This window comes from Breoghania corrubedonensis (assembly GCF_003053845.1).
GTDB lineage: Bacteria > Pseudomonadota > Alphaproteobacteria > Rhizobiales > Stappiaceae > Breoghania > Breoghania corrubedonensis.
Window position 1 is genome coordinate 23,155 of sequence record NZ_QAYG01000012.1, and the last position, 18,439, is coordinate 41,593.

At 63.1% G+C, this 18,439-nt stretch carries 15 protein-coding genes and 2 tRNA genes; 9 read left to right on the forward strand and 8 right to left on the reverse strand.

Going from position 1 to position 18,439, the window contains the following annotated elements; translation table 11 throughout:
* Nucleotides 1-467 precede the first annotated feature (467 nt).
* Nucleotides 468-1,424 carry an AraC family transcriptional regulator gene (locus C8N35_RS21170; RefSeq protein WP_107991824.1) on the reverse strand — a complete coding sequence of 319 codons (957 nt, stop codon included), beginning with the start codon at nt 1,422-1,424 and terminating at the stop codon, nt 468-470.
* A gap of 87 nt (nt 1,425-1,511) precedes the next feature.
* Between C8N35_RS21170 and C8N35_RS21175 the strand changes: the two genes are divergently transcribed.
* Complete coding sequence (locus C8N35_RS21175) at nt 1,512-2,246, forward strand: SDR family oxidoreductase (protein WP_107991737.1); 735 nt, start codon at nt 1,512-1,514, stop codon at nt 2,244-2,246.
* Nucleotides 2,247-2,698: 452 nt separating this feature from the next.
* On the opposite strand, the gene C8N35_RS21180 is transcribed toward C8N35_RS21175, so the two are convergent.
* Entirely contained in the window at nt 2,699-3,313 is a 615-nt protein-coding gene (locus tag C8N35_RS21180; RefSeq protein WP_342753518.1) for a GNAT family N-acetyltransferase, read from the reverse strand.
* Between the two features lie 629 nt (nt 3,314-3,942).
* Nucleotides 3,943-4,019, reverse strand: a tRNA-Pro gene (locus C8N35_RS21185).
* Nucleotides 4,020-4,394: 375 nt separating this feature from the next.
* Between C8N35_RS21185 and C8N35_RS21190 the strand changes: the two genes are divergently transcribed.
* Both C8N35_RS21190 and C8N35_RS21195 read left to right on the forward strand, forming a co-directional pair.
* Nucleotides 4,395-4,469, forward strand: a tRNA-Gln gene (locus tag C8N35_RS21190).
* A 366-nt stretch (nt 4,470-4,835) separates the two neighbouring features.
* Entirely contained in the window at nt 4,836-6,317 is a 1,482-nt protein-coding gene (locus tag C8N35_RS21195) for a methyl-accepting chemotaxis protein (RefSeq protein WP_210203636.1), read from the forward strand.
* 193 nt (nt 6,318-6,510) lie between these two features.
* Here the strand turns inward: C8N35_RS21195 and C8N35_RS21200 are convergent, their stop codons facing one another.
* On the reverse strand, nt 6,511-7,926 hold the full coding sequence (locus C8N35_RS21200) for a mannose-1-phosphate guanylyltransferase/mannose-6-phosphate isomerase (protein ID WP_107991738.1): 1,416 nt from the start codon (nt 7,924-7,926) through the stop codon (nt 6,511-6,513).
* 170 nt (nt 7,927-8,096) lie between these two features.
* Between C8N35_RS21200 and C8N35_RS21210 the strand changes: the two genes are divergently transcribed.
* From C8N35_RS21210 to C8N35_RS21225, 4 genes are all read left to right on the forward strand, one after another.
* The gene (locus C8N35_RS21210) at nt 8,097-8,849 is read left to right on the forward strand and encodes a hypothetical protein (RefSeq protein WP_146177451.1); all 753 of its coding nucleotides are present in this window, start codon (nt 8,097-8,099) and stop codon (nt 8,847-8,849) included.
* A gap of 362 nt (nt 8,850-9,211) precedes the next feature.
* Nucleotides 9,212-9,442: a hypothetical protein gene (locus tag C8N35_RS21215; RefSeq protein WP_107991741.1), complete on the forward strand. Its 231-nt coding sequence runs from the start codon at nt 9,212-9,214 to the stop codon at nt 9,440-9,442.
* Between the two features lie 194 nt (nt 9,443-9,636).
* On the forward strand, nt 9,637-9,903 hold the full coding sequence (locus C8N35_RS21220) for a hypothetical protein (protein ID WP_146177452.1): 267 nt from the start codon (nt 9,637-9,639) through the stop codon (nt 9,901-9,903).
* A gap of 90 nt (nt 9,904-9,993) precedes the next feature.
* Nucleotides 9,994-10,329, forward strand: a complete 336-nt coding sequence (locus C8N35_RS21225) for a hypothetical protein (RefSeq protein ID WP_146177453.1) — start codon at nt 9,994-9,996, stop codon at nt 10,327-10,329.
* Nucleotides 10,330-10,425: 96 nt separating this feature from the next.
* On the opposite strand, the gene C8N35_RS21230 is transcribed toward C8N35_RS21225, so the two are convergent.
* From C8N35_RS21230 to C8N35_RS21245, 4 genes are all read right to left on the reverse strand, one after another.
* The gene (locus C8N35_RS21230; RefSeq protein ID WP_107991744.1) at nt 10,426-10,659 is read right to left on the reverse strand and encodes a hypothetical protein; all 234 of its coding nucleotides are present in this window, start codon (nt 10,657-10,659) and stop codon (nt 10,426-10,428) included.
* A gap of 248 nt (nt 10,660-10,907) precedes the next feature.
* Complete coding sequence (locus tag C8N35_RS21235) at nt 10,908-11,177, reverse strand: hypothetical protein (protein ID WP_107991745.1); 270 nt, start codon at nt 11,175-11,177, stop codon at nt 10,908-10,910.
* Between the two features lie 153 nt (nt 11,178-11,330).
* Complete coding sequence (locus C8N35_RS21240; RefSeq protein ID WP_146177454.1) at nt 11,331-12,197, reverse strand: hypothetical protein; 867 nt, start codon at nt 12,195-12,197, stop codon at nt 11,331-11,333.
* Between the two features lie 579 nt (nt 12,198-12,776).
* Complete coding sequence (locus C8N35_RS21245) at nt 12,777-13,463, reverse strand: L,D-transpeptidase (protein WP_107991827.1); 687 nt, start codon at nt 13,461-13,463, stop codon at nt 12,777-12,779.
* 613 nt (nt 13,464-14,076) lie between these two features.
* Here C8N35_RS21245 and C8N35_RS21250 point away from each other — a divergent pair.
* Together C8N35_RS21250 and C8N35_RS21255 are read left to right on the forward strand one after the other, a co-directional pair.
* Complete coding sequence (locus tag C8N35_RS21250; RefSeq protein ID WP_107991747.1) at nt 14,077-15,213, forward strand: helix-turn-helix transcriptional regulator; 1,137 nt, start codon at nt 14,077-14,079, stop codon at nt 15,211-15,213.
* 527 nt (nt 15,214-15,740) lie between these two features.
* Entirely contained in the window at nt 15,741-18,176 is a 2,436-nt protein-coding gene (locus tag C8N35_RS21255) for a Tex family protein (RefSeq protein WP_107991748.1), read from the forward strand.
* Nucleotides 18,177-18,439 lie beyond the last annotated feature (263 nt).

Below are 18,439 nucleotides of genomic sequence, written 5' to 3' on the forward strand. Positions count from 1 at the left end.
TCAGTGAATGGTCGTGCTTCCGGTGGTCGCGCAAGAAATAGTAAAAATCAGATCATCGCATTCGGAAATATTCAGAAAAGAGAGATAAATTTAGACATGAACAAATGATTATACCAATTATCTAAATGATATTAGCGATTTCATAAATATAAATTCTGCACCTTCCACAAATAACGATAACAAGATATATATATATCTTGAGAAGCGTGCGTCATTTTGACGAGATTTATAATATTATTTAATAAAAGTCGGCTGACATATCATCTATTCGAGTGATTCCTGAAGCAGACAAGGAACCCCGGTGCTGATGGCGCCGGGGTTTTTTGCTTTGGAGCGCGCGGCTGTCTCTCATCTGCACACGGCTTTCCGGTTGAGCGGGCCGCGGGCGCACACCGCAGGCTTTGGTGAGAAATGGCGGCGACGGTCGGCTCCGGGCCCTTGGCAGCCGCTCTCCAGGTGAACGGAGCCTATCGCGCCTCAAATTGCCATGATGATGTGACACCGGTCTTCGATCCTGCATCGTCTTTCGGAGATGTCCCGAAAGTGCGACGGAACGCTTGGCTGAAAGCGCTTTGCGATCGGTAGCCGACCGTGTTTGCGATGTCGGCCACGGTCGCATCTCCGTGCATGAGAGCCGTTCGCGCGATGGTGAGACGCCACGAGCGCAGATACGAAAGGGGGGGCAGGCCGATGCGGTGAGTGAATTCCGCTGCAAAGGCTGCCCGCGACATACCGGCGACGCCTGCCAGCTCGGCCACGGTCCACGGATGGGCGACGTCTCCGTGCAGGGCGCGCAGGGCGCGTCCGATCCGAGGGTCGAGCAGCGCGCCGAGCCACCCCATCTCGGTGGGCCCGACATGGCTGACATAGGCGCGGATTGCCTCCACCAGCAGAACATCGGCAAGGCGAGCGCTCACGATTTCATGCCCTATCGTGTCACGCTCGATCTCGTTCGACATGAGCGTGAGTACCGTCGCAATCGCGCCGGATGTCGAGGAGCGCCGCGGCACGATCATGCAATCCGGCAGCATGCCCAGAAGAAAATCGGCGTTCGCCCCTGAGAAGGAGACGGTCCCGCCGATCCCGATCGTTTCATCCCCGTTTATACGGGCGACATCGCGGCCGGGGCCGTCATAGAGGCTGCGACCATCGATGGGGGTCAGCGCCGGGTCGCTCGCTACGGCGTATTCCGTGCGCCCGATCAGACAGACATCCCCCGCCTGCATCGGCTGCGGCGCATGTCCCGGGATCAGCAACCACGATTCACCCCGCAACAGTGCCACGAACTTGAGGCGGTCAATACCGGGAAAGGACAGTGCCCATTGGCCTGCCGCCTCTATCCGGGTTTGCCGCGTTACCCGCGCGCCAAGGACATCGAGCACATTCGACAGGGGGTCGAGTGGGGAGCTGGACGATCGCGACAATTTTAGAGACTCCCTAGCGTCGTTCATCTCCCCTTCCTCGTATATGTCCGTCTCACGGGAAACAACCATCGATGAGGGAGAGGTTTCATGACGATCGAAGGAAAGGTTGTCGCCATAACCGGCGCAAGCAGCGGCATCGGCCGGGCGACGGCGAAACTGCTTGCCGAACGCGGGGCGCTTGTCGTGCTCGGCGCCCGCAGAGAGCCGGTGCTCGAAGCGCTGGCGGAGGAAATTGCCGCCGCCGGCGGCCGAGCCGCCTTCAAGGCCACGGACGTACGCCGGCGGGGCGATCTGGAGGCGCTTGTGTCCACCGCCACCGAACGCTTCGACCGTCTCGACGTCATCATCAACAATGCGGGGATCGGTCCGATCTCCCGCTTCGATGCGCTGCGCGTCGAGGATTGGGATGCGATGATCGACGTCAATCTGCGTGGCACGCTCTACGGCATCGCCGCCGCGCTGCCGGTCTTTGCGCGCCAGAAACATGGACACGTCATCAACGTCGTCTCGACGGCCGGCATCAAGATCGTGCCGACGATGGGGGTCTACGCCGCCACCAAGAACGCGGTCCGAACGGCGACGGAGGCACTGAGGCAGGAAGCGGGAGCGAACCTGCGGGTGACCGAAATATCGCCGGGGATGATCTCCACCAATTTCGCAGACAGTATCACCGAGCCGTCGACGAGGCAGTCGATCGCGGAGCGGCTGGGGGATATCGCGATTTCGCCCGAGGCGGTCGCGCGCGGCATCCTCTATGCGATCGAGCAACCTTCGGACGTGGAGGTCGGCAGCATCGTCATCCGGCCCACGGCCCAGGATTGAGCGCGCCATGAGCTCGGGGCCCTCGATCCGGCGTCGCGACAGCGGAACGCGGGCGCGACGAAATCCGGCTTTGTCCGCACCTCGGTCGTTTGTCCGGCAACGAGCAGATGTCCGGTTCCGAAATCTGGGCACGAGCCGCTATATGGCTGAAATGGCGGCGCTGAGCTGCCGTTATGCTTCGGGGCAGGGAGGGGGCTGTCGGCTTTCAAGCAACATATCGCCGAAGCGGACATTCATGCAGATCCGGGCGGTGGTAGGTTTCGGCCCGGAGCGGTCATTCACAAGGCATTGAGGTAATGACCGCTTCGCGCCCTCATTTCGGTCGTTCGGGCTGCGCATGAATTCTCCAGAAGCTGTCACCCTCCCAAATCAGATAGGATGTCCGGTCCGGGGTGGAAAGCGGACTGCCGGCTTTTGCCTGCGATCACGCTGAAACAGCCGCCGCGGGTGGTTTAACGTCGATTCCATTCATGCTGCAGAATGGCGTACTGCATGGTGTTTTCGTAGATTGGATTCCCGGCGCTGTCGTTTTGGAACGCCACATATTCCAGGAATAGGCCTTCCACTCGCATGCCAAGCTTTTCGCAAAGCCGGCGCGACGAGGCGTTGTGGTCCTCAACATACGCGTAGATGCGCCTTTTACTTTGATGAGTGAATAACTCGGAACACAAGGCCTGTGCCGCTTCGAACGCATAGCCCTTGCCACTGAACAGTGGATTGAAATTCCAGCCCACAGAAACCGTGTCAGGCTGTTGAGGTTTTTCTGGATCATCTGGCCAAGCGGCATCCGGATGGATGAACAGGTCGCCTATGAGCTGACCTGATTCTTGCAGACAGACGGCGACATACTCGTCGTCGCCAGCGCGTTTCAAGACCTCACTTTCGGCTGCCGCCAGATCGGCGAGTTTTAGCGAGAAGAAGCAACTCGCGGTAGGCTCCCGCAGATAAGCGAACAAGGCCTCCGCATCACCTGCACGGAAATTCCTGATAGCCAGACGGTCAGTTTGGATCGTTTTCAACTGCTCAATTTCCTGCGTTCCAGACTGATCGGAAACCAACGGTGTCATCGCGCGTTTCTCTGACACGCTCGTAGCGCGACCGCTTTATGGCACATTTGAATAACCTTCAAGCGTCCGTAATGGCCGTCGCAAGCGGACTGTCCGGTTTTGGAGGGCTATGATGAAACCGCTGCCATTGAGCGCGCCGTTCTCCATGACCGCTTCCGAACGCTTCTATGTCATTTGCGGAACTGGCGAACACTTGCTTGTGGACATGCTCGCCCGAGGGTTCACGGTAGCCCGATCATGAGCGTGGAATGTCTATGCGACAGTTGTCGAAAGGTGGATGCCAAGTTGAGTCCGCAGCCTGGTTTTCACCCGCTTGCCGACGCGAAAGGCGCGACCGGCTACGTGATGTATCGCAAAGATCGCGTAGTCTAACCAAGATGCGTTGCCCGCCTACCCGTCGGGACCGACAGGCCTGCAACGCCCTGTCGGATATGACGGGGCGAAAAGAAGGTGCCAAAGGCATTTGGTCAAAAACAAGGGGATGGCCCGACTGATGTCCGAGACGTTGGTCCCAAAGTCACCTCGCGACCGTAAACCAGCGGTTCCCAGCGCTTTCTGTTATCTGTCGGGTAAACTGTCGGACGTTCTGGTCGTCGCCCGAAATGGCCCTGGTAAGCCATTGAAAATATTGGTCGGAGTGGCAGGATTTGAACCTGCGACCCCCTCGTCCCGAACGAGGTGCGCTACCAGGCTGCGCTACACTCCGACATGCCTTGTTCCAGAGAGATCGACCACTTGCGGTAGAAACCGGCGCGGCCACGTCCCCTGTCAGACGCGGTCTTATAGCGTCCTCGTACCGCCCCCGCAAGCGACGAGTTATGCCTTTTTCCACTGTTTCCTTCGTACCCTCGCGCAACCGCGAAAAATGCCGTCGGCAGAATGGCTTTGCGCCGTTCGGCGCCGCGCTTCGCGCGCCCTGTGCGCACCGGGGCCGGCGTGGCTGCGGTTTGTGCCCTCACGACGGCGGTCTTGCCGGATGCAACGGGGGACAAGTTGCGTCGTGCGTACCGGGGCGGCTTCATCGGCTTGCGGGGGGCACGGCGAGTCGCTATACGAAGGGCCGCGGCCGGCGGCCGCATGTTGGGGCGTCGCCAAGTGGTAAGGCAGCGGCTTTTGGTGCCGCCATTCGCAGGTTCGAATCCTGCCGCCCCAGCCATCCTTCTTTTTCAACAGTTCCCTCTTCCCTGACGCGCCCTCCGAAACCGGCCCGCAAGACGCCGGGCGCTATCGTCGCTCCAGGGGCCGGATTGATCCGTTCCAGGAACGCCCCCCCCATTTCCATCGGCGTGCAAGACGAATTCAAATATGAATTTGTGCTTCTGGATGGCCGATATCGTAAATAGAATATGTAATTTGCATAACAGATCTTAATATATAAGTAAAAATAAGAAGTTATTCATGTATGTTGCTATGTAATAACGAACATGTAGTCGTATATATTAGTACGTATTAAGAGAAATATTAATATTTAGCCCATATAGACAGAAAGTCGGAATCGCAGCTTGGAGTTTAGGTGAGCTGAATGGCGAACTTCTTGAAACCGTCGAATGAAAGCCTGCTGACCTGCGCGGTCGATATGTTGTCCGCACCGGTCATGATAACCGATACCAGTCACAAGATTGCGCATCTCAATCCGTCGGCGAGAAAGCTCCTGCACGCGGTGCAGGACGAAATCCGCGCGACCGATCCGGGGTTCAATGCGGACAAGCTTGTCGGTCGTTCACTCGATTGTCTGCACGCCGATCCGGCGCTCAAGGGCGACATGCTGGCCAAGCTGAACCAGACGCAACGCGTGACGATCAGGATCGAGCAGCATGCGTACGATCTGACCCTCAATCCCCTTGTCCGGAACGGAAAGCGCCTGGGCACCGTCGTCGAATGGCAGGACGCGACCACCCGGCTGCTCAATCACGAATACAAGGCGAAGCTCGATGCGCTCGACCGCTCGCAGGCGATGATCGAGTTCGAGACCGACGGCACCATCATCACGGCGAACGAGAACTTCCTCAAGGCACTCGGCTACACCCTGGAAGAGGTGAAGGGCCGCGATCACAGCATGTTCGTGGACGCGGAATACCGCGCAAGCGAGGAATATCGCCGCTTCTGGAACGACTTGCGCCAGGGCAAGTTCCAGACCGCCGAATATCGCCGCATCGGCAAGGCCGGCAACGATGTCTGGATCCAGGCATCCTACAACCCGATCTTCGATGCCGACGGGCACCCCTACAAGGTTGTGAAATTCGCCACCGACATCACCGTGCGGGTGACCGAGCGCCACCGGCGGCTCGACGTCCAGCGCGGCATCGACGTGGATCTGAACGAGATCGCCGGGGCCGTATCGCGTACGGCGGACCAGGCGACGAGTTCGGCCGAAACCTCCTCGCAGACGGCCGACAACGTCCAGACCGTGGCGGCCGCCACCGAGGAACTGGTCGCCTCCATCCAGGAAATCAGCCGCCAGGTGAAAACCGCTCTGGATATCTCGCAGCGCGCGGTCGATGAGGCTGGCAAGTCGAGCCGGATCATGTCCGGCCTTTCCGAGGATGCCAAGACGATCGGAAATGTCATCGAGCTGATCGACAACATCGCCAACCAGACCAACCTTCTGGCGCTGAACGCGACCATCGAGGCGGCGCGCGCGGGCGAGGCCGGCAAGGGCTTCGCCGTCGTCGCCTCCGAGGTGAAGAGCCTCGCCTCGCAGACCAGCAAGGCGACGGAGGATATTTCCAAGCAGATTGAGTCGGTCCAGTCGACCACCGAGGAGGCGGTTCTCGCCATCGAGGCGATCATGTCGATCATCGCTCAGATCAGCGACATCTCGACCGCGATCTCCTCCGGAGTGGAAGAACAGTCCGCCGTGACCAGCGAGATCTCGCGAAACATGCAAAGCGCCTCCGAAGGCGTGGAGACGCTGACGAGCAACATGCGCGCGATTTCGAACGCCACCGCCGAGATCGACGACGCGACGCGGAAAGTGCGCGAGGCCTCCGCCTCCGTTGCGTGACCCTCGTCGCGGCGTCCGCTCGCACGATGCGCGAACGTGCCGGAGAACGGCGGCGTTCGCCGTTCGCGCCTGTGCGAAAGGGCGTCACCGCTCGGCGTGGGCCTGAAGGCGACCCGGCCCGCGTTCCCTGCCGTCCCGGCCTGGAGAATTTCAGGTCGGGCCGTGCCCTGGTTCGTGCCCTCGGGGAAGCGCCCTAGTTCGTGCCCTCGCGGCCGTAGATGTCCTCGTAGCGGATGATGTCGTCCTCTCCGAGATAGGAGCCGGACTGCACTTCGATCAGCGTGGTCGGGATCTTGCCGGGGTTGGCGAGCCGGTGGCGGGCGGCGAGCGGGATGTAGGCGGACTGGTTTTCCGAAACGAGCCGCACCTCGCCGTCGATGGTCACCTCCGCCGTGCCTGAAACCACCACCCAGTGCTCGGCCCTGTGCACATGGCTTTGCAGCGAAAGCTGCGCGCCCGGCTTCACCATGATGCACTTGACCTGGAAGCGCGCGCCGTCGCTCAGGCCCTCATACCAGCCCCACGGCCGGTAGACCCGCTTGTGCTCGATCGCCTCTCTGCGGTTTTCCGCCTCCAGCCGTTCCACGATCTTCTTGACGTCCTGCGCCTTGTCCTTGTGCGCGACCAGCAGCGCATCGCGGGTGTTGACGACGAGCACGTCGGAAAGCCCGAGCACGGCCACGCTCGCGTCGGCCGAATAGACGAAGCTGTCGCGTGTGTCGAAAAACAGCGCATCGCCCAGAGCCGCGTTGCCGTTCTCATCGGCGGGAAACACCTCGCGCACCGCCGACCACGAGCCCAGATCGCTCCAGCCCGGATCCATCGGCACGCAGGCGACGTTCGCCGCCCGCTCCATGATCGCGTAGTCGAAGGAGATGTTCTCGATCTCGGCAAAGGCCGTAGCCTCCAGCCGCAGGAAATCGAGATCGGCGGCGGCCCCGTCAAGCGCGGCGCGTGCGCCCTTGAGGATGTCCGGCGCGTGCGCCTCGAAGGCGGCCTTCATGGTTCGCGCGGAAAACAGGAATATCCCCGCGTTCCAGACATAGCCACCATCGGCGAGATAGCCTTGCGCGCGGTCCAGGTCGGGCTTTTCCACGAATGCCCGCACGTCGCGCACCGCCTCCGCGCCGGCCTCGCCCAGATGGATATAGCCGTAACCGGTATTGGGCTCGCTGGGGCGAATGCCGAAGGTGACGATCCGCCCTTGCGCGGCGGCGGTCTCGCCCGCCTTCACCGCGGCCAGAAAAGCCGCCTCGTCGGTGATGAGATGGTCCGACGGCAGCATCAGGATCAGCCCGTCCGGGTCGTTCTCCTCCACCAGAAGCGTTGCGACGGCCGCCGGTGCCGCGGTATTGCGGCCCTGCGGCTCGAGCACGATACGGCCACCGGCAAGGCCGGCCTCCGCCATCTGTTCGCCGCAAAGAAACCGATGGTCCTGGTTGGAAATGACGAGCGGCGCGGAAAAACCCTCCGCCGCCACCCGGCGGCAGGTCTTTTGAAAGAGGCTTTCGTCGCCGAAGATTTTCAGGAACTGTTTCGGGTACGCCTTGCGCGAAAGCGGCCACAGTCGCGACCCGGATCCGCCGGACAGGATGCAAGGATGGATCATGGCTCGAAAAACCCTCTACGCATGTGTCTGTCGGTCGTGCCGGAAGGAACCGATTCGAAATCGTCGTGTGCGGACGCCCTCGCAGCCTTGATGCTGTAGAGGCTCGTCCGTCTCTCCGCAACCAGCCAGCGCCGCCGCGCTCGATCCATCGCGCCCGAAGTACCCTGTTCGTGCCCCCACTCCGCTTCGATTTCAACCCGCGCCGCGTTCGCCTTCTCGCACATCGTGCCATCGGCCGGGCTGTTTCCCGCGCCCGGGCCGGGGGCGTGGATCGGGCGATCGTCGTCTATGCGCTGCTGGTCGTGACCATGGGCGTGTTCGTCGGCGGGTCGCTGCTGTTTCACGACAAGGTCTCGGCGTTTCTTGGCGGGGAAGGAGAGACGGCGCCTGCCGCCGTGCGAGCGTCCGCCAGTTCTCCCCCCGTGGCGCGGAGTGCCGGCCGGCGGGCCGATGTTGCGGGGCAGGGCACGGGGTGGGGCACGGCGTCTGCGTTCGCGCCGGCCACGCCGCCCTTTTCGCGCTTCGTGGCGAACGTCACGCTCGCCGCGCCGGTGGAAGCGGACGATGGCGACACCCTGCGCGGTGCCGGGGGGGCGCTGGCCCTTGCCTTCATCCGGCCGAGGCCGCGCGGTGATTTCTGCCTCGACAGCTTCCTCAATCGGGGGCGCTGCACGCAGATGGCACGGACCGCTCTCCAGCGCCTGGTGGGGCCTGTGGGTGTCGATTGCGGCGCGATCTTCTATCCGATGGGAAAAATTCGCTACCAGTGCTTCGCCGGCAGCGTGGATGTCGCCAGCCGCCAGCTCGCGTCCGGTTTCGTGCGACGCGATCTCATGGCCGCGACCGTTCTCCCCGTTCGTCCTCTGCGTGCTCCGCCGGCCCCCGCATCGCATCCCGCTCCCGGTCTGCGCAGCACCCTCTGAGCTCTGTTGTGCGTCCGCCCATATGCGCAAAAGGCGCGCAATCCTGCGATCCGCGACAAAAGGACACCGTGGCCGGATGGCCTCTTCGCCACGCGCCTCATTCTTGCCATTGTGTTAACCGCGACCAACGCAGCCTTCCCGCCAGGGGTCCCGTTCTGCGGCACTTCCTGGAAAAAGGCGGAGGACGAAAAGGCCGGGACCGAACGGTCCTGACCGCAAGATGTTGGCGCACAGGCTGACTGGCCGTCCTGAATTGTGGGCGACGAAGCCGGAGCCGGAAAACCTTGGCAAGGCGGACGAGCGGACCTGTGGCCCGCGTCCCGCGGTCGCCATTGATCATGATGAGCATATGGAGTGTGCCGATGATGATGACCGATTGCGAATTTGAACTTCTGGAGAAGATTTCGCGTCACGAACTGCCTTCTGGCTGCGAATTCGTGCCGATGGCCGCGCTGAAGGCGGCGCTTCCCGCTTATGACGAGGATTCGCTCAAGAGCGCGGTCGAGGATCTGTGCTCGTTGCAATTCCTGGAAATGAAGGATGGCAGCATCGCCATCACCGATATGGGCGTTGCAGCCGTCTGCTCGATGTGACGGTGGCCCCGGCGCCCCGGCGCCGACGCTGATTAACGCCGGATGCAGGCGGGCCCGGGCACCTCGCGCCCGGGCGGACGCAACGCGCGGCTGCTTCGTTTATCCCTTGAAAAGCAGACATGTTGTCCGAACGTTCAGGCGAACCGAAGCCTGCGCGCCGGTTCCTTCTGTCGTTGCACGGAACGTATGTCCGGATGTCGCGTTCTACCTTGATGGCAGGTGAGAGGACACACAAGCCGCATGGTCGCGGTTCGCAGCCGGCCGGAGCAGAAAACACCGGGTCCGTTGGCGAGGAGCCGTGCCTTGAAAAGTTCGCCACCCGCAACGGCCCCGATAGGCGCGGGCGGGCGTGGCACCGCAAGGCCCGCCATTGGGACGAGTGGAAAACAGTGAGCCTCGTCGGGGCCTTGATCGTGATGACTCTCGCCATCGTCATTAGTGCGATTGCCGCCACTGCCTGAGCCGATCCGCACGGGTGCGACCCGGCTCGCGGACCCTGCGGGCGGCGAAAAGGAGGAACGATGCAACGCTTGTGCTCCAGTCGAAACGGCATGGTTGAAAGGCGAGGGGAGAGAGGAAAGCGTGCGGGCGCCGTTTTTCTCCTCGCGATGCCGCTTGTGGTCGCCGTCTTTGCCGCCTCAGCGCAGCCCACGCCGACCGAGCGGCCGCAAAAGACGGAAAAGCCGAACGCCGAGAGCCCCTGCACGGTCAGCCCGCACGCCGACAAGGGCGCGGCGAACGATCGCTCGCTTTCCACGACCCTGGACGATTGCGACGGCGTGCTGAAACCGGCGCCGCGCACTGCGGATGGTCTCGTCCAGCCGGCTCCCAAGGTCGGACGCACGCCCGTCATCAAGCCGAAGACCCTGCCCGGCAATCCGAAATAGCACGCCGTGAAACGCAACAACCCGCCTCAATGCTGGCGGGTTGTTGCCTCAAGCTGACATGAGTGCGGCAGAGGCGGTCGCGCCCCGCGCGAGGCGTTACGACTTGCCGTCCTTGATGCCCTTGTTCAGGTCGCGCCGGGCGCGCACGTCCTTGTCCAGCTTTTCAAAGCTCTCCACCACGCCATCCGTTTCCTGCCGGGCGTCGGGCTGGTCCTGGCGCTGGTTGCGCACATTCTGCTGATCGTTGCCCTGAAGACTGTTGCGACCCATGCGGTCCTGGGCGAGGTCGTCCTCGGTAATGTCCCGGGCGCGTTGCGGTTTCGTGGCCATGCCGGCGTCTCCCTTGTGCTGTTCTGGCTATGTGTCGTCAACGCGCGGAGCGCCCGGTCCGTTCCTGATCGTACGGTTCTTCCACGAAGGCCAAATTGCTGAAAGCTCTTGTCGCGCACGCTGGGCGCCCGCGCGTTTGGTGCATCCTGGTCTGCAAACGCCAGTCGGCCGGGCAAGGTCGCGACGTTGCGCGAATGATCTCGGCCGGCGGGCGTCCGCCTTGGACGGATCCCGGCAAGGACCCTGCGTCATTCGTCCCGTTTCCCGCCCGCCGTGCCGGTGGTCTGGTCGGACGTCTGATCCGCCGGAGCGGGCTGTGGGGTGCTCTGCGCCTTCTCGTCGATCACGGAAAGCGAAACGGTGTCGTTGTCGCTGTTGATCCAGCCGACGAGGGCGTAGGCGATGACCAGTCCGACGATGCCGATGGTCAGCACCAGCAGCATCGGGCGGCCCTTTTCACCCTGCCGGGCATCCTGCGGACGTTTGTCGATCTGCCGGTCGTCGTTGCGCTCGGCCATGTCGTTCCTCCTTTTCGCGCTTTCACGAAAAGCCAACGCGGCCGCGCGGCGCTTGTTCCCCTTGCGGCAAGTTCTGCCGGCGCAACAAGAGGGCCGCGTCCCGACACCGGGGCGCGGCCCTTGTCTGTTCGGCCTGTATGACGCCGACGGGCCTCAGCGGGCCATGAGCGTTTCGAGCGGCATCGCCTCTGCCTCATCGCGCGGGCGGGAAAGGAAGAACTCGGCCACCATCAGCCCCTTTTCCTCAAGCGGCAGCGGATTCAGGGCGCGGGCCTCCAGCGCGGCCATCACCTCTTCGCGTTCGCCGCGATCGGCGAAGCGGCGCTGGATGAACGAGGTGTCCTCCAGCTTTTCCGTCACATAGCCGTGCTCGGCGAGCTTCGCGGCCACATCGTCGAAGGCGACGGTGCGCAGCACGAAGTTGGCGAACCAGGGCTTTTCCGCCTTGGTCATGGCCGGCAGCAGGCGCTCGAAGCTGCGTGCCGTCACCTTGCCGACGCAGCCCGTGGTGATCACCAGATCGATATCGGCCAGCGCCTCGCGCCCCGCCGCCGGCAGGGCTTCGGCTTCCAGGTTCGCCGCGAAGCCCGCATCCAGCAGGCCGGCCTTCAGCGCGAACTCGATCGCCTTGGGCGCCATGTCGATGCCGGTCACCGTGATGTCGCGCTTCTTGCGCAGCGCCGCGAAGAAGCGGTGGTCGAGACTGATGATCTCGGCCGGTTCGGTGCGTTCCAGATGGCTCTGCGACCAGTGGCTGTAAAGCTCGCCCACCGAGAGATCGTACTTCAGGATCGCGGCATCGATACCGTAGGAGGCGCCCAGGTCCAGCAGGTTCACCGGTGTGCCCCGGCGCGCGGCCAGCCGGTCGATCACCTTGTCGAACACGGGCTTGGCGGCATCGGGCAGGCGATAGCCCAGCGGCTGGAGCACGCGGAAGAATTCCCGCGGGTCCTCGTGGTTGTTGATGTGATCCAGATTGGCTCTGGTCTCGTTGATGTCTTCGATGACGACGTCGCGCATGATCGGATCCCTTGTTGTTTGTTTGCCTTGTGTTTGACGACATTGCGATGGCGCGCGGCCGGCGAGCCCGCGCCGAATGTCCTCCTCGTCGAGGGACTTCCTCTCTCGCGCCTGTCTGCGCATGTGCCGGTCACGGGCGATCGTTGCGCGCGAAGGCGGCCGATACCCGGCGGTGCGGGCCGCAATGGCGCGCCGGGCATCCATGGCTTTTCAGGACGGCACGGGAAGTCCCGCACGGCGATATCCGCGTGCAGGGTCAAAGAACTTCAATCCTCCGGCGCGAAGGCGGCCGAGGTGAAGCTCCGTGTAGCAAGCCTTCGCAGGCTGATATCACAGTTTTCGTTCGGTTTGAACCGCGCAGCCTCACATGATGCTACGTTGTATAGAAGTAATATATCCGAAATGATAGTCGATGCCAGTGGGTGAAAATTATTTGGGTATTATCGGTGCTGTGGTCTGAATGACCGAATAAAATGAAACTATTCAATAGAAATAAAAATTGTCTTGGGTGAATCCGCGGGATGACAGAAGGTATGACGGCGTCCGCCTGCGGGGGGCCGCCGTCGCGCCCGCATGTTCCTACATCGCGATCGCCGCATTGGCGTCGTTCAGCACCACCACGGGCGAGCCCAGCGGCACCCGGTCGTAGAGATCGATGATGTCCTGGTTCAGCAGCCGGATGCAGCCCGAAGACACCGCCTTGCCGATGCTTCTGGGCTCGTTCGTGCCGTGGATGCGATAGAGCGTGTCCTTGTTGCCCTGGAAGAGATAGAGCGCGCGGGCACCAAGCGGATTGCCGAGCCCGCCGGGCATGCCGTTCTTGTAGGGCGCCACCTTCGGGTCGCGTTCCACCATCTCCTTGGGCGGCGTCCAGGTCGGCCACTTCTCCTTGCGCTTGATCTCGGCCGTGCCAGCCCAGCCGAAGCCCTCCCGGCCGACACCCACGCCATAGCGCATCGCCTTGCCGTTGCCGTAGACCAGATAGAGAAAGCGCGCCTGCGGATCGACGATGATCGTGCCGGCGTGCTGCGCCACGGGATAGTCCACGAACTGGCGCAGGTACTGCGACGGGATCACCCGCAAGTCGATGGGGGGCACGGGAAAGCCCTCATCGTACATGGCGCCGTACATCTGACGGTAGCCGGGGTCATGCGCGGCATTGAACCTGGGATCGCCGATCTGCGGCGGCGACTGCCGAATGCGCTGCGAAGACGCGCAGCCGGCCAGCGACAGCGCCAGACCGGCGACGAGCGCCCTTCTGCTCATCACAACCGCGCCCGTTGCGCGTTCATCGTGTCCCTGCGAATCCGGGTGTCCCTGCGAATCCGGCGCGCCCTCGCAGGCGTCCGCCCCGGCATTCGGGCCGGTTCCGGAGAAAAACGTCTTGCGAATCATGTCGGTGTCCTGCTTACGCGCTCACTATGGTCCAGTTTTTGTTCATGGACATCCGCATCATCGCGACAGTCCTTTTCCGATTGTCTTTCCGTATGACCCTTGCCTGCCCAGGCTTGCCTGAAACCTGAGGCCGCAACCTGTGCGCCCGGGAAACGTCCGCCGACCCCGAAGACAGTGGCAACGCGCAACCGATATAGCTGTGCATGCGGCGGGATTTCAACGCGCGATGCCGGCGTTCGGTTCCTCTCCGGGGCAGGCGCCTGGCGCTTCTACGGACAAATACGATTACGTTCTTGTGCGGACCCGGGTAAGATTACGTAAGGCGTTTCGGCGGTTCTCTCCCGTTTCGCTCGGCGGGCGATGCGCGCGAGGGGTGAGCGATTTCCGGACCGGAACACCTTGTGGCCCCGGACGACTCGTGGCCCGGACGGCTTGGGGCTGGGACGGCTTGGGGCTGGGACAATGCGAGGCGGGGCGGGGCAAAATGGGCATTGATTCCGAGCGGCTCGACAGGGTCGTGACAGGTTTTTACGAGGCGGCGATCGAGCCGGATCTCTGGCGGCCGGCTGTCAATCGCCTGGCGGAACTGATCGGCGCCCATTCCACCCATGTGATGGCCTTCGATATGGCTGCCGGTACCGAGACCATTGGCTTTCTCGAAGGCATCGAACCCGAGGCCTATCAGGGATATCTGGACGATTTTCTCCCCCATGATCTGCGCGTCCCGCGCCTGCTCGCCGCTCCTGTTGGCAAATTGTTGAGAAACCAGGATATCTGGACGCACGATGAGCGGCTGTCGAGTGTCATCTACAACGAGTTCCAGAAGCCCAACCGTCTCTTCGAAATCACCGGCGCACAATTGGGCATGGAGGGGCACCTGAGCTGGTTCGGGGTCGGGCGGCGGCATGAGGACCCTTTCGATGCGGATGAGGTCGCCATTGTCCGGCGCGTTATCCCGAATATTCGCCAGGCCCTGCGCATCGCGCTCGCCTTTCATCACGAACAGTTGAGGACCCGCACTCTCGCCGATCTGTGGAGCCGTTCAGGTCGCGGGGTTGTGGTTCTTTCGCCGGGCGGTGGCGTCGTGCACCGAAACGAGGCGGCCGAAGCGATGAGCCGAGCGGGGCTCTTCCGGCTCGTCGCCGGCCGGCTCGTCTTTGCCACCGCTGCCCTCAATGCCGGCCTTGCCTCCGCGCTGGAGGCGCTGTGTGCTCCCGCCCCGCAGATCCCCGACGCGACCGGCTTTATGGGCGATCATTCCGCCATCCTGACCCTGCCCGATGGCGAGCAGACCGGCGTGCGCTTCCTGCCGGTGCTCAAGGGCGCGGGGGTGGGCGGGTCCGTTCTGGTCGTTGTCTTCGTGCCGCTGGCTCGCGAACCCTCGTTCGCCGAGTCCGAGATCGCCCAGTTCGCGGGGCTCTTCTCGCTGTCGGCAAGCGAGCAGGCGGTGGTCGCCGCCGTGATTGAAGGCACCGAACTCGCCGAACATGCGGCCCGGCGCGGCATCGCCCTCGATACCGCGCGCAAGCATCTGAAATCGGTCCTCTTCAAGACCGGCTGTCGAAGCCAGAAGATGCTGGTCCGGCTCGTGGAACGCTTCTGCTTCCTGCGGCTGCGCTAGGTTGTGTGCGCTTTCGTAAAGAAGGCCGCTGCGGTTTCCCCCAGCGGCCTCAAGTCGCAAGTCGCGTGAGTACGAAGACACTCTCGATACAGAGGTTCTGAAAATAACGGGTGGATTGGATGGACCCGTCGAACCTCCATTCAAAAGGCGCCGGAAGAGCGATGAACGAAGGCCGCCAGTGCAGGCCGCCTCGCGTTTTCTTCCGACCGTCGTCTTCCGCCACAGATCACGTAATCGGGAGGAAGATGAGTGAGCCTAAACTGTTCCTGTGAAAACAGACCACCCCCCAAATGGGGGGGAAGACGATAAAAAGTTGAAAACCCTGCGTCAGGGTCGTTCCTTCACCCCTCGTGCCGCGCCGCGGCTTTCGTCCCGCCGAAGCGGGCCCCGCCGTTGCCATCGCATCGCCACGCACTTGTGTGCATTTCGCGTGAGGCGCTGGAAACCGCTGGCCGTTGCGCCTATTTTCGCACTCCGTTTCAAGCCGGCCTTCCGCGTGGCCCTGAAAGAAAGTCCTTGTTGTCTCCATGACCGACGCTTCTCCCGCCAGCCATTCCGCTCCCGCCCTTGCTCCCGCCGCCATTGCCGCAACCATCGCCCGGCGTATCGCGGGCGAGATTGGAGCAAGACCGGAACAGGTCCAGGCCTCCGTGGAACTTCTGGATGGCGGCGCCACCGTTCCCTTCGTCGCGCGCTACCGCAAGGAAGCGACCGGCGGGCTCGATGACGGTCAGTTGCGCACGCTGGAGGAACGGCTGGTCTACCTGCGCGAACTGGAAGACCGGCGCGCCGCGATCCTGAAATCGGTCGATGAACAGGGCAAGCTGACCGCCGAACTGTCCGGCCAGATCCGCGCCGCCGACACCAAGTCGACGCTGGAAGATCTCTATCTGCCCTATCGTCCCAAGCGCCGCACCAAGGCGCAGATCGCCCGCGAGGCGGGTCTGGAACCGCTGGCCGACGATCTGCTCGCCGATCCGATGCGCGATCCGCAGGCAGAGGCCGCGAAATTCGTCGATGCCGAAAAGGGCGTGGCGGACGTGAAGGCGGCGCTCGATGGCGCCCGCCAGATCCTGACCGAGCGTTTTTCCGAAGACGCCAGCCTCGTGGGCAAGCTTCGCGACTACGTCGCCCGCACCGGCACCGTCGCCTCCCGCGTCGTTGACGGCAAGCAGGCGGAGGGCGCCAAGTTTTCCGATTATTTCGATTATTCCGAAAAATGGGCCGATATCCCGAGCCACCGCGCGCTGGCGCTGTTCCGCGGCCGCAACGAAGGCATCCTCTCGCTCGATCTCAATACGGAACCCGCGGAAGGGCAGGGGCTTTCGCCGGCCGAAACCATGGTGGCGTCGGCCTTCGGCATCGCTGACAAGGGCCGGCCGGGCGATGGATGGCTGATCGAGACGGCGCGCTGGGCCTGGCGGGTCAAGATAGCCCTGCACCTTGATCTCGACCTGATGGGGAGCTTGCGCGAGCGTGCGGAGGAAGAGGCGATCCGCGTCTTTGCCCGCAACCTGAAGGACCTGTTGCTGGCGGCCCCCGCCGGCGCCCGCGCCACGCTTGGCCTCGATCCCGGCATCCGCACCGGCGTCAAGGTCGCGGTCATCGACGAGACGGGCAAGCTGGTCGACACCGCCACCGTCTATCCCTTTCAACCGAGGAACGACGTTGAGGGCGCACTCGCCGTGCTCGGCGCGCTCTGCATGCGCCACAAGGTCGATCTGATCGCCATCGGCAACGGCACCGCCAGCCGCGAGACCGACAAGCTGGCCGCCGAACTGATCAAGCGGCTTCCGGGCAAGAAGCCGACCAAGGTCACCGTGTCGGAGGCCGGCGCGTCCGTTTATTCCGCCTCCGCGCTCGCCGCGCGCGAAATGCCGGACATCGACGTCTCGCTTCGCGGTGCCGCCTCCATCGCGCGCCGCCTGCAGGATCCGCTGGCGGAACTCGTCAAGATCGAGCCCAAGGCCATCGGCGTCGGCCAATACCAGCACGACGTCAACCAGACGAAGCTCGCCCGCATGCTCGATGCGGTGGTGGAAGACGCGGTGAACGCCGTCGGCGTCGATCTCAACACCGCCTCGCCGGCGCTGCTGTCACGCATTTCGGGCCTGACCGAGAGCCTCGCCAACGCCATCGTCGACCAGCGCAACGCCACCGGTGCCTTCAGGAACCGCAAGCAACTGCTGAAGGTTTCCCGCCTCGGCCCCAAGGCCTTCGAACAGTGCGCGGGCTTCCTGCGCATCACCGATGGCGACAATCCGCTCGATGCCTCCTCGGTGCACCCCGAGGCCTATCCGGTGGCCGAACGCATCGTGAAGGCGTGCGGCCACGATATCCGCACCCTGATGCGCGAGCCAGGCAGCCTGAAGCAGCTCGACCCGGCCGAATTCACCGACGAGACGTTCGGCCTGCCGACGGTTCGCGACATCTTCAAGGAGCTGGAAAAGCCCGGCCGCGATCCGCGTCCCGAGTTCAAGACCGCCACCTTCCAGGAAGGCGTCGAGACGCTGTCCGACCTCAAGCCCGGCATGGCGCTGGAGGGCACGGTCACCAACGTCACGAATTTCGGTGCCTTCGTCGATGTCGGCGTCCATCAGGACGGCCTCGTCCATGTCTCCCAGCTTGCCGACAAGTTCGTCCAGGACCCGCACACCATCGTCAAGGCGGGCGACATCGTCCGCGTCACGGTGCTCGAAGTCGACATTCCCCGAAAGCGCATCGCGCTCACCATGAAAAAGGACATCGGCGCCGCCCGCGACGCCCGCGACGCCCGCCCCGATCGCGGCGAGGCTCCGGGGCGTGCCGGCGGGGATAAGCCGCACGGGAACGGCGGGGATAAACGCCGCAACGGGGGCGGGGACAAGTCCGCGCGCGGCGGTTCGGGCGGTTCGGGCGACACCGGCAACAACGCCCTTGCGGCCGCGCTCGCCGAGGCGATGAAGCGCGGCCCAAAACGCTAGTCGCGACGGTTCGCGGTTTGCTTCGGATTCAAAAGAATGTTCAATGAAATCAATGCTGGTTTCATTGACTGCGAAAGAAATTCTAACCGTCGATAAAACGGGGCGAAAAACGTATATATTTCAACTAGTTGGCCTCTGAACTCTCCGCCGTCATCACCCGGCGCAATCCGGGTGATCCACAGCCGCTTCGATCCCGTCGCGGACCTTGTTGGATTGCCCGGACGGAGCCTGTGCCCGCGAAAGCGGGTACTGGGCAATGACGC

Excerpts from the sequence above, each read along its gene's own strand:
- C8N35_RS21240 (WP_146177454.1), bottom strand. The coding sequence starts at position 12,197 with ATGCGCGACGTCGTCATCGAAGACATCAACGAGACCAGAGCCAATCTG.
- C8N35_RS21245 (WP_107991827.1), bottom strand. The coding sequence starts at position 13,463 with ATGAGCAGAAGGGCGCTCGTCGCCGGTCTGGCGCTGTCGCTGGCCGGC.
- C8N35_RS21215 (WP_107991741.1), top strand. The coding sequence starts at position 9,212 with ATGATGATGACCGATTGCGAATTTGAACTTCTGGAGAAGATTTCGCGT.
- C8N35_RS21235 (WP_107991745.1), bottom strand. The coding sequence starts at position 11,177 with ATGGCCGAGCGCAACGACGACCGGCAGATCGACAAACGTCCGCAGGAT.
- C8N35_RS21175 (WP_107991737.1), top strand. The coding sequence starts at position 1,512 with ATGACGATCGAAGGAAAGGTTGTCGCCATAACCGGCGCAAGCAGCGGC.
- C8N35_RS21225 (WP_146177453.1), top strand. The coding sequence starts at position 9,994 with ATGGTTGAAAGGCGAGGGGAGAGAGGAAAGCGTGCGGGCGCCGTTTTT.
- C8N35_RS21180 (WP_342753518.1), bottom strand. The coding sequence starts at position 3,313 with ATGACACCGTTGGTTTCCGATCAGTCTGGAACGCAGGAAATTGAGCAG.
- C8N35_RS21220 (WP_146177452.1), top strand. The coding sequence starts at position 9,637 with ATGTCGCGTTCTACCTTGATGGCAGGTGAGAGGACACACAAGCCGCAT.
- C8N35_RS21250 (WP_107991747.1), top strand. The coding sequence starts at position 14,077 with ATGGGCATTGATTCCGAGCGGCTCGACAGGGTCGTGACAGGTTTTTAC.
- C8N35_RS21200 (WP_107991738.1), bottom strand. The coding sequence starts at position 7,926 with ATGATCCATCCTTGCATCCTGTCCGGCGGATCCGGGTCGCGACTGTGG.
- C8N35_RS21255 (WP_107991748.1), top strand. The coding sequence starts at position 15,741 with ATGACCGACGCTTCTCCCGCCAGCCATTCCGCTCCCGCCCTTGCTCCC.
- C8N35_RS21195 (WP_210203636.1), top strand. The coding sequence starts at position 4,836 with ATGGCGAACTTCTTGAAACCGTCGAATGAAAGCCTGCTGACCTGCGCG.
- C8N35_RS21230 (WP_107991744.1), bottom strand. The coding sequence starts at position 10,659 with ATGGCCACGAAACCGCAACGCGCCCGGGACATTACCGAGGACGACCTC.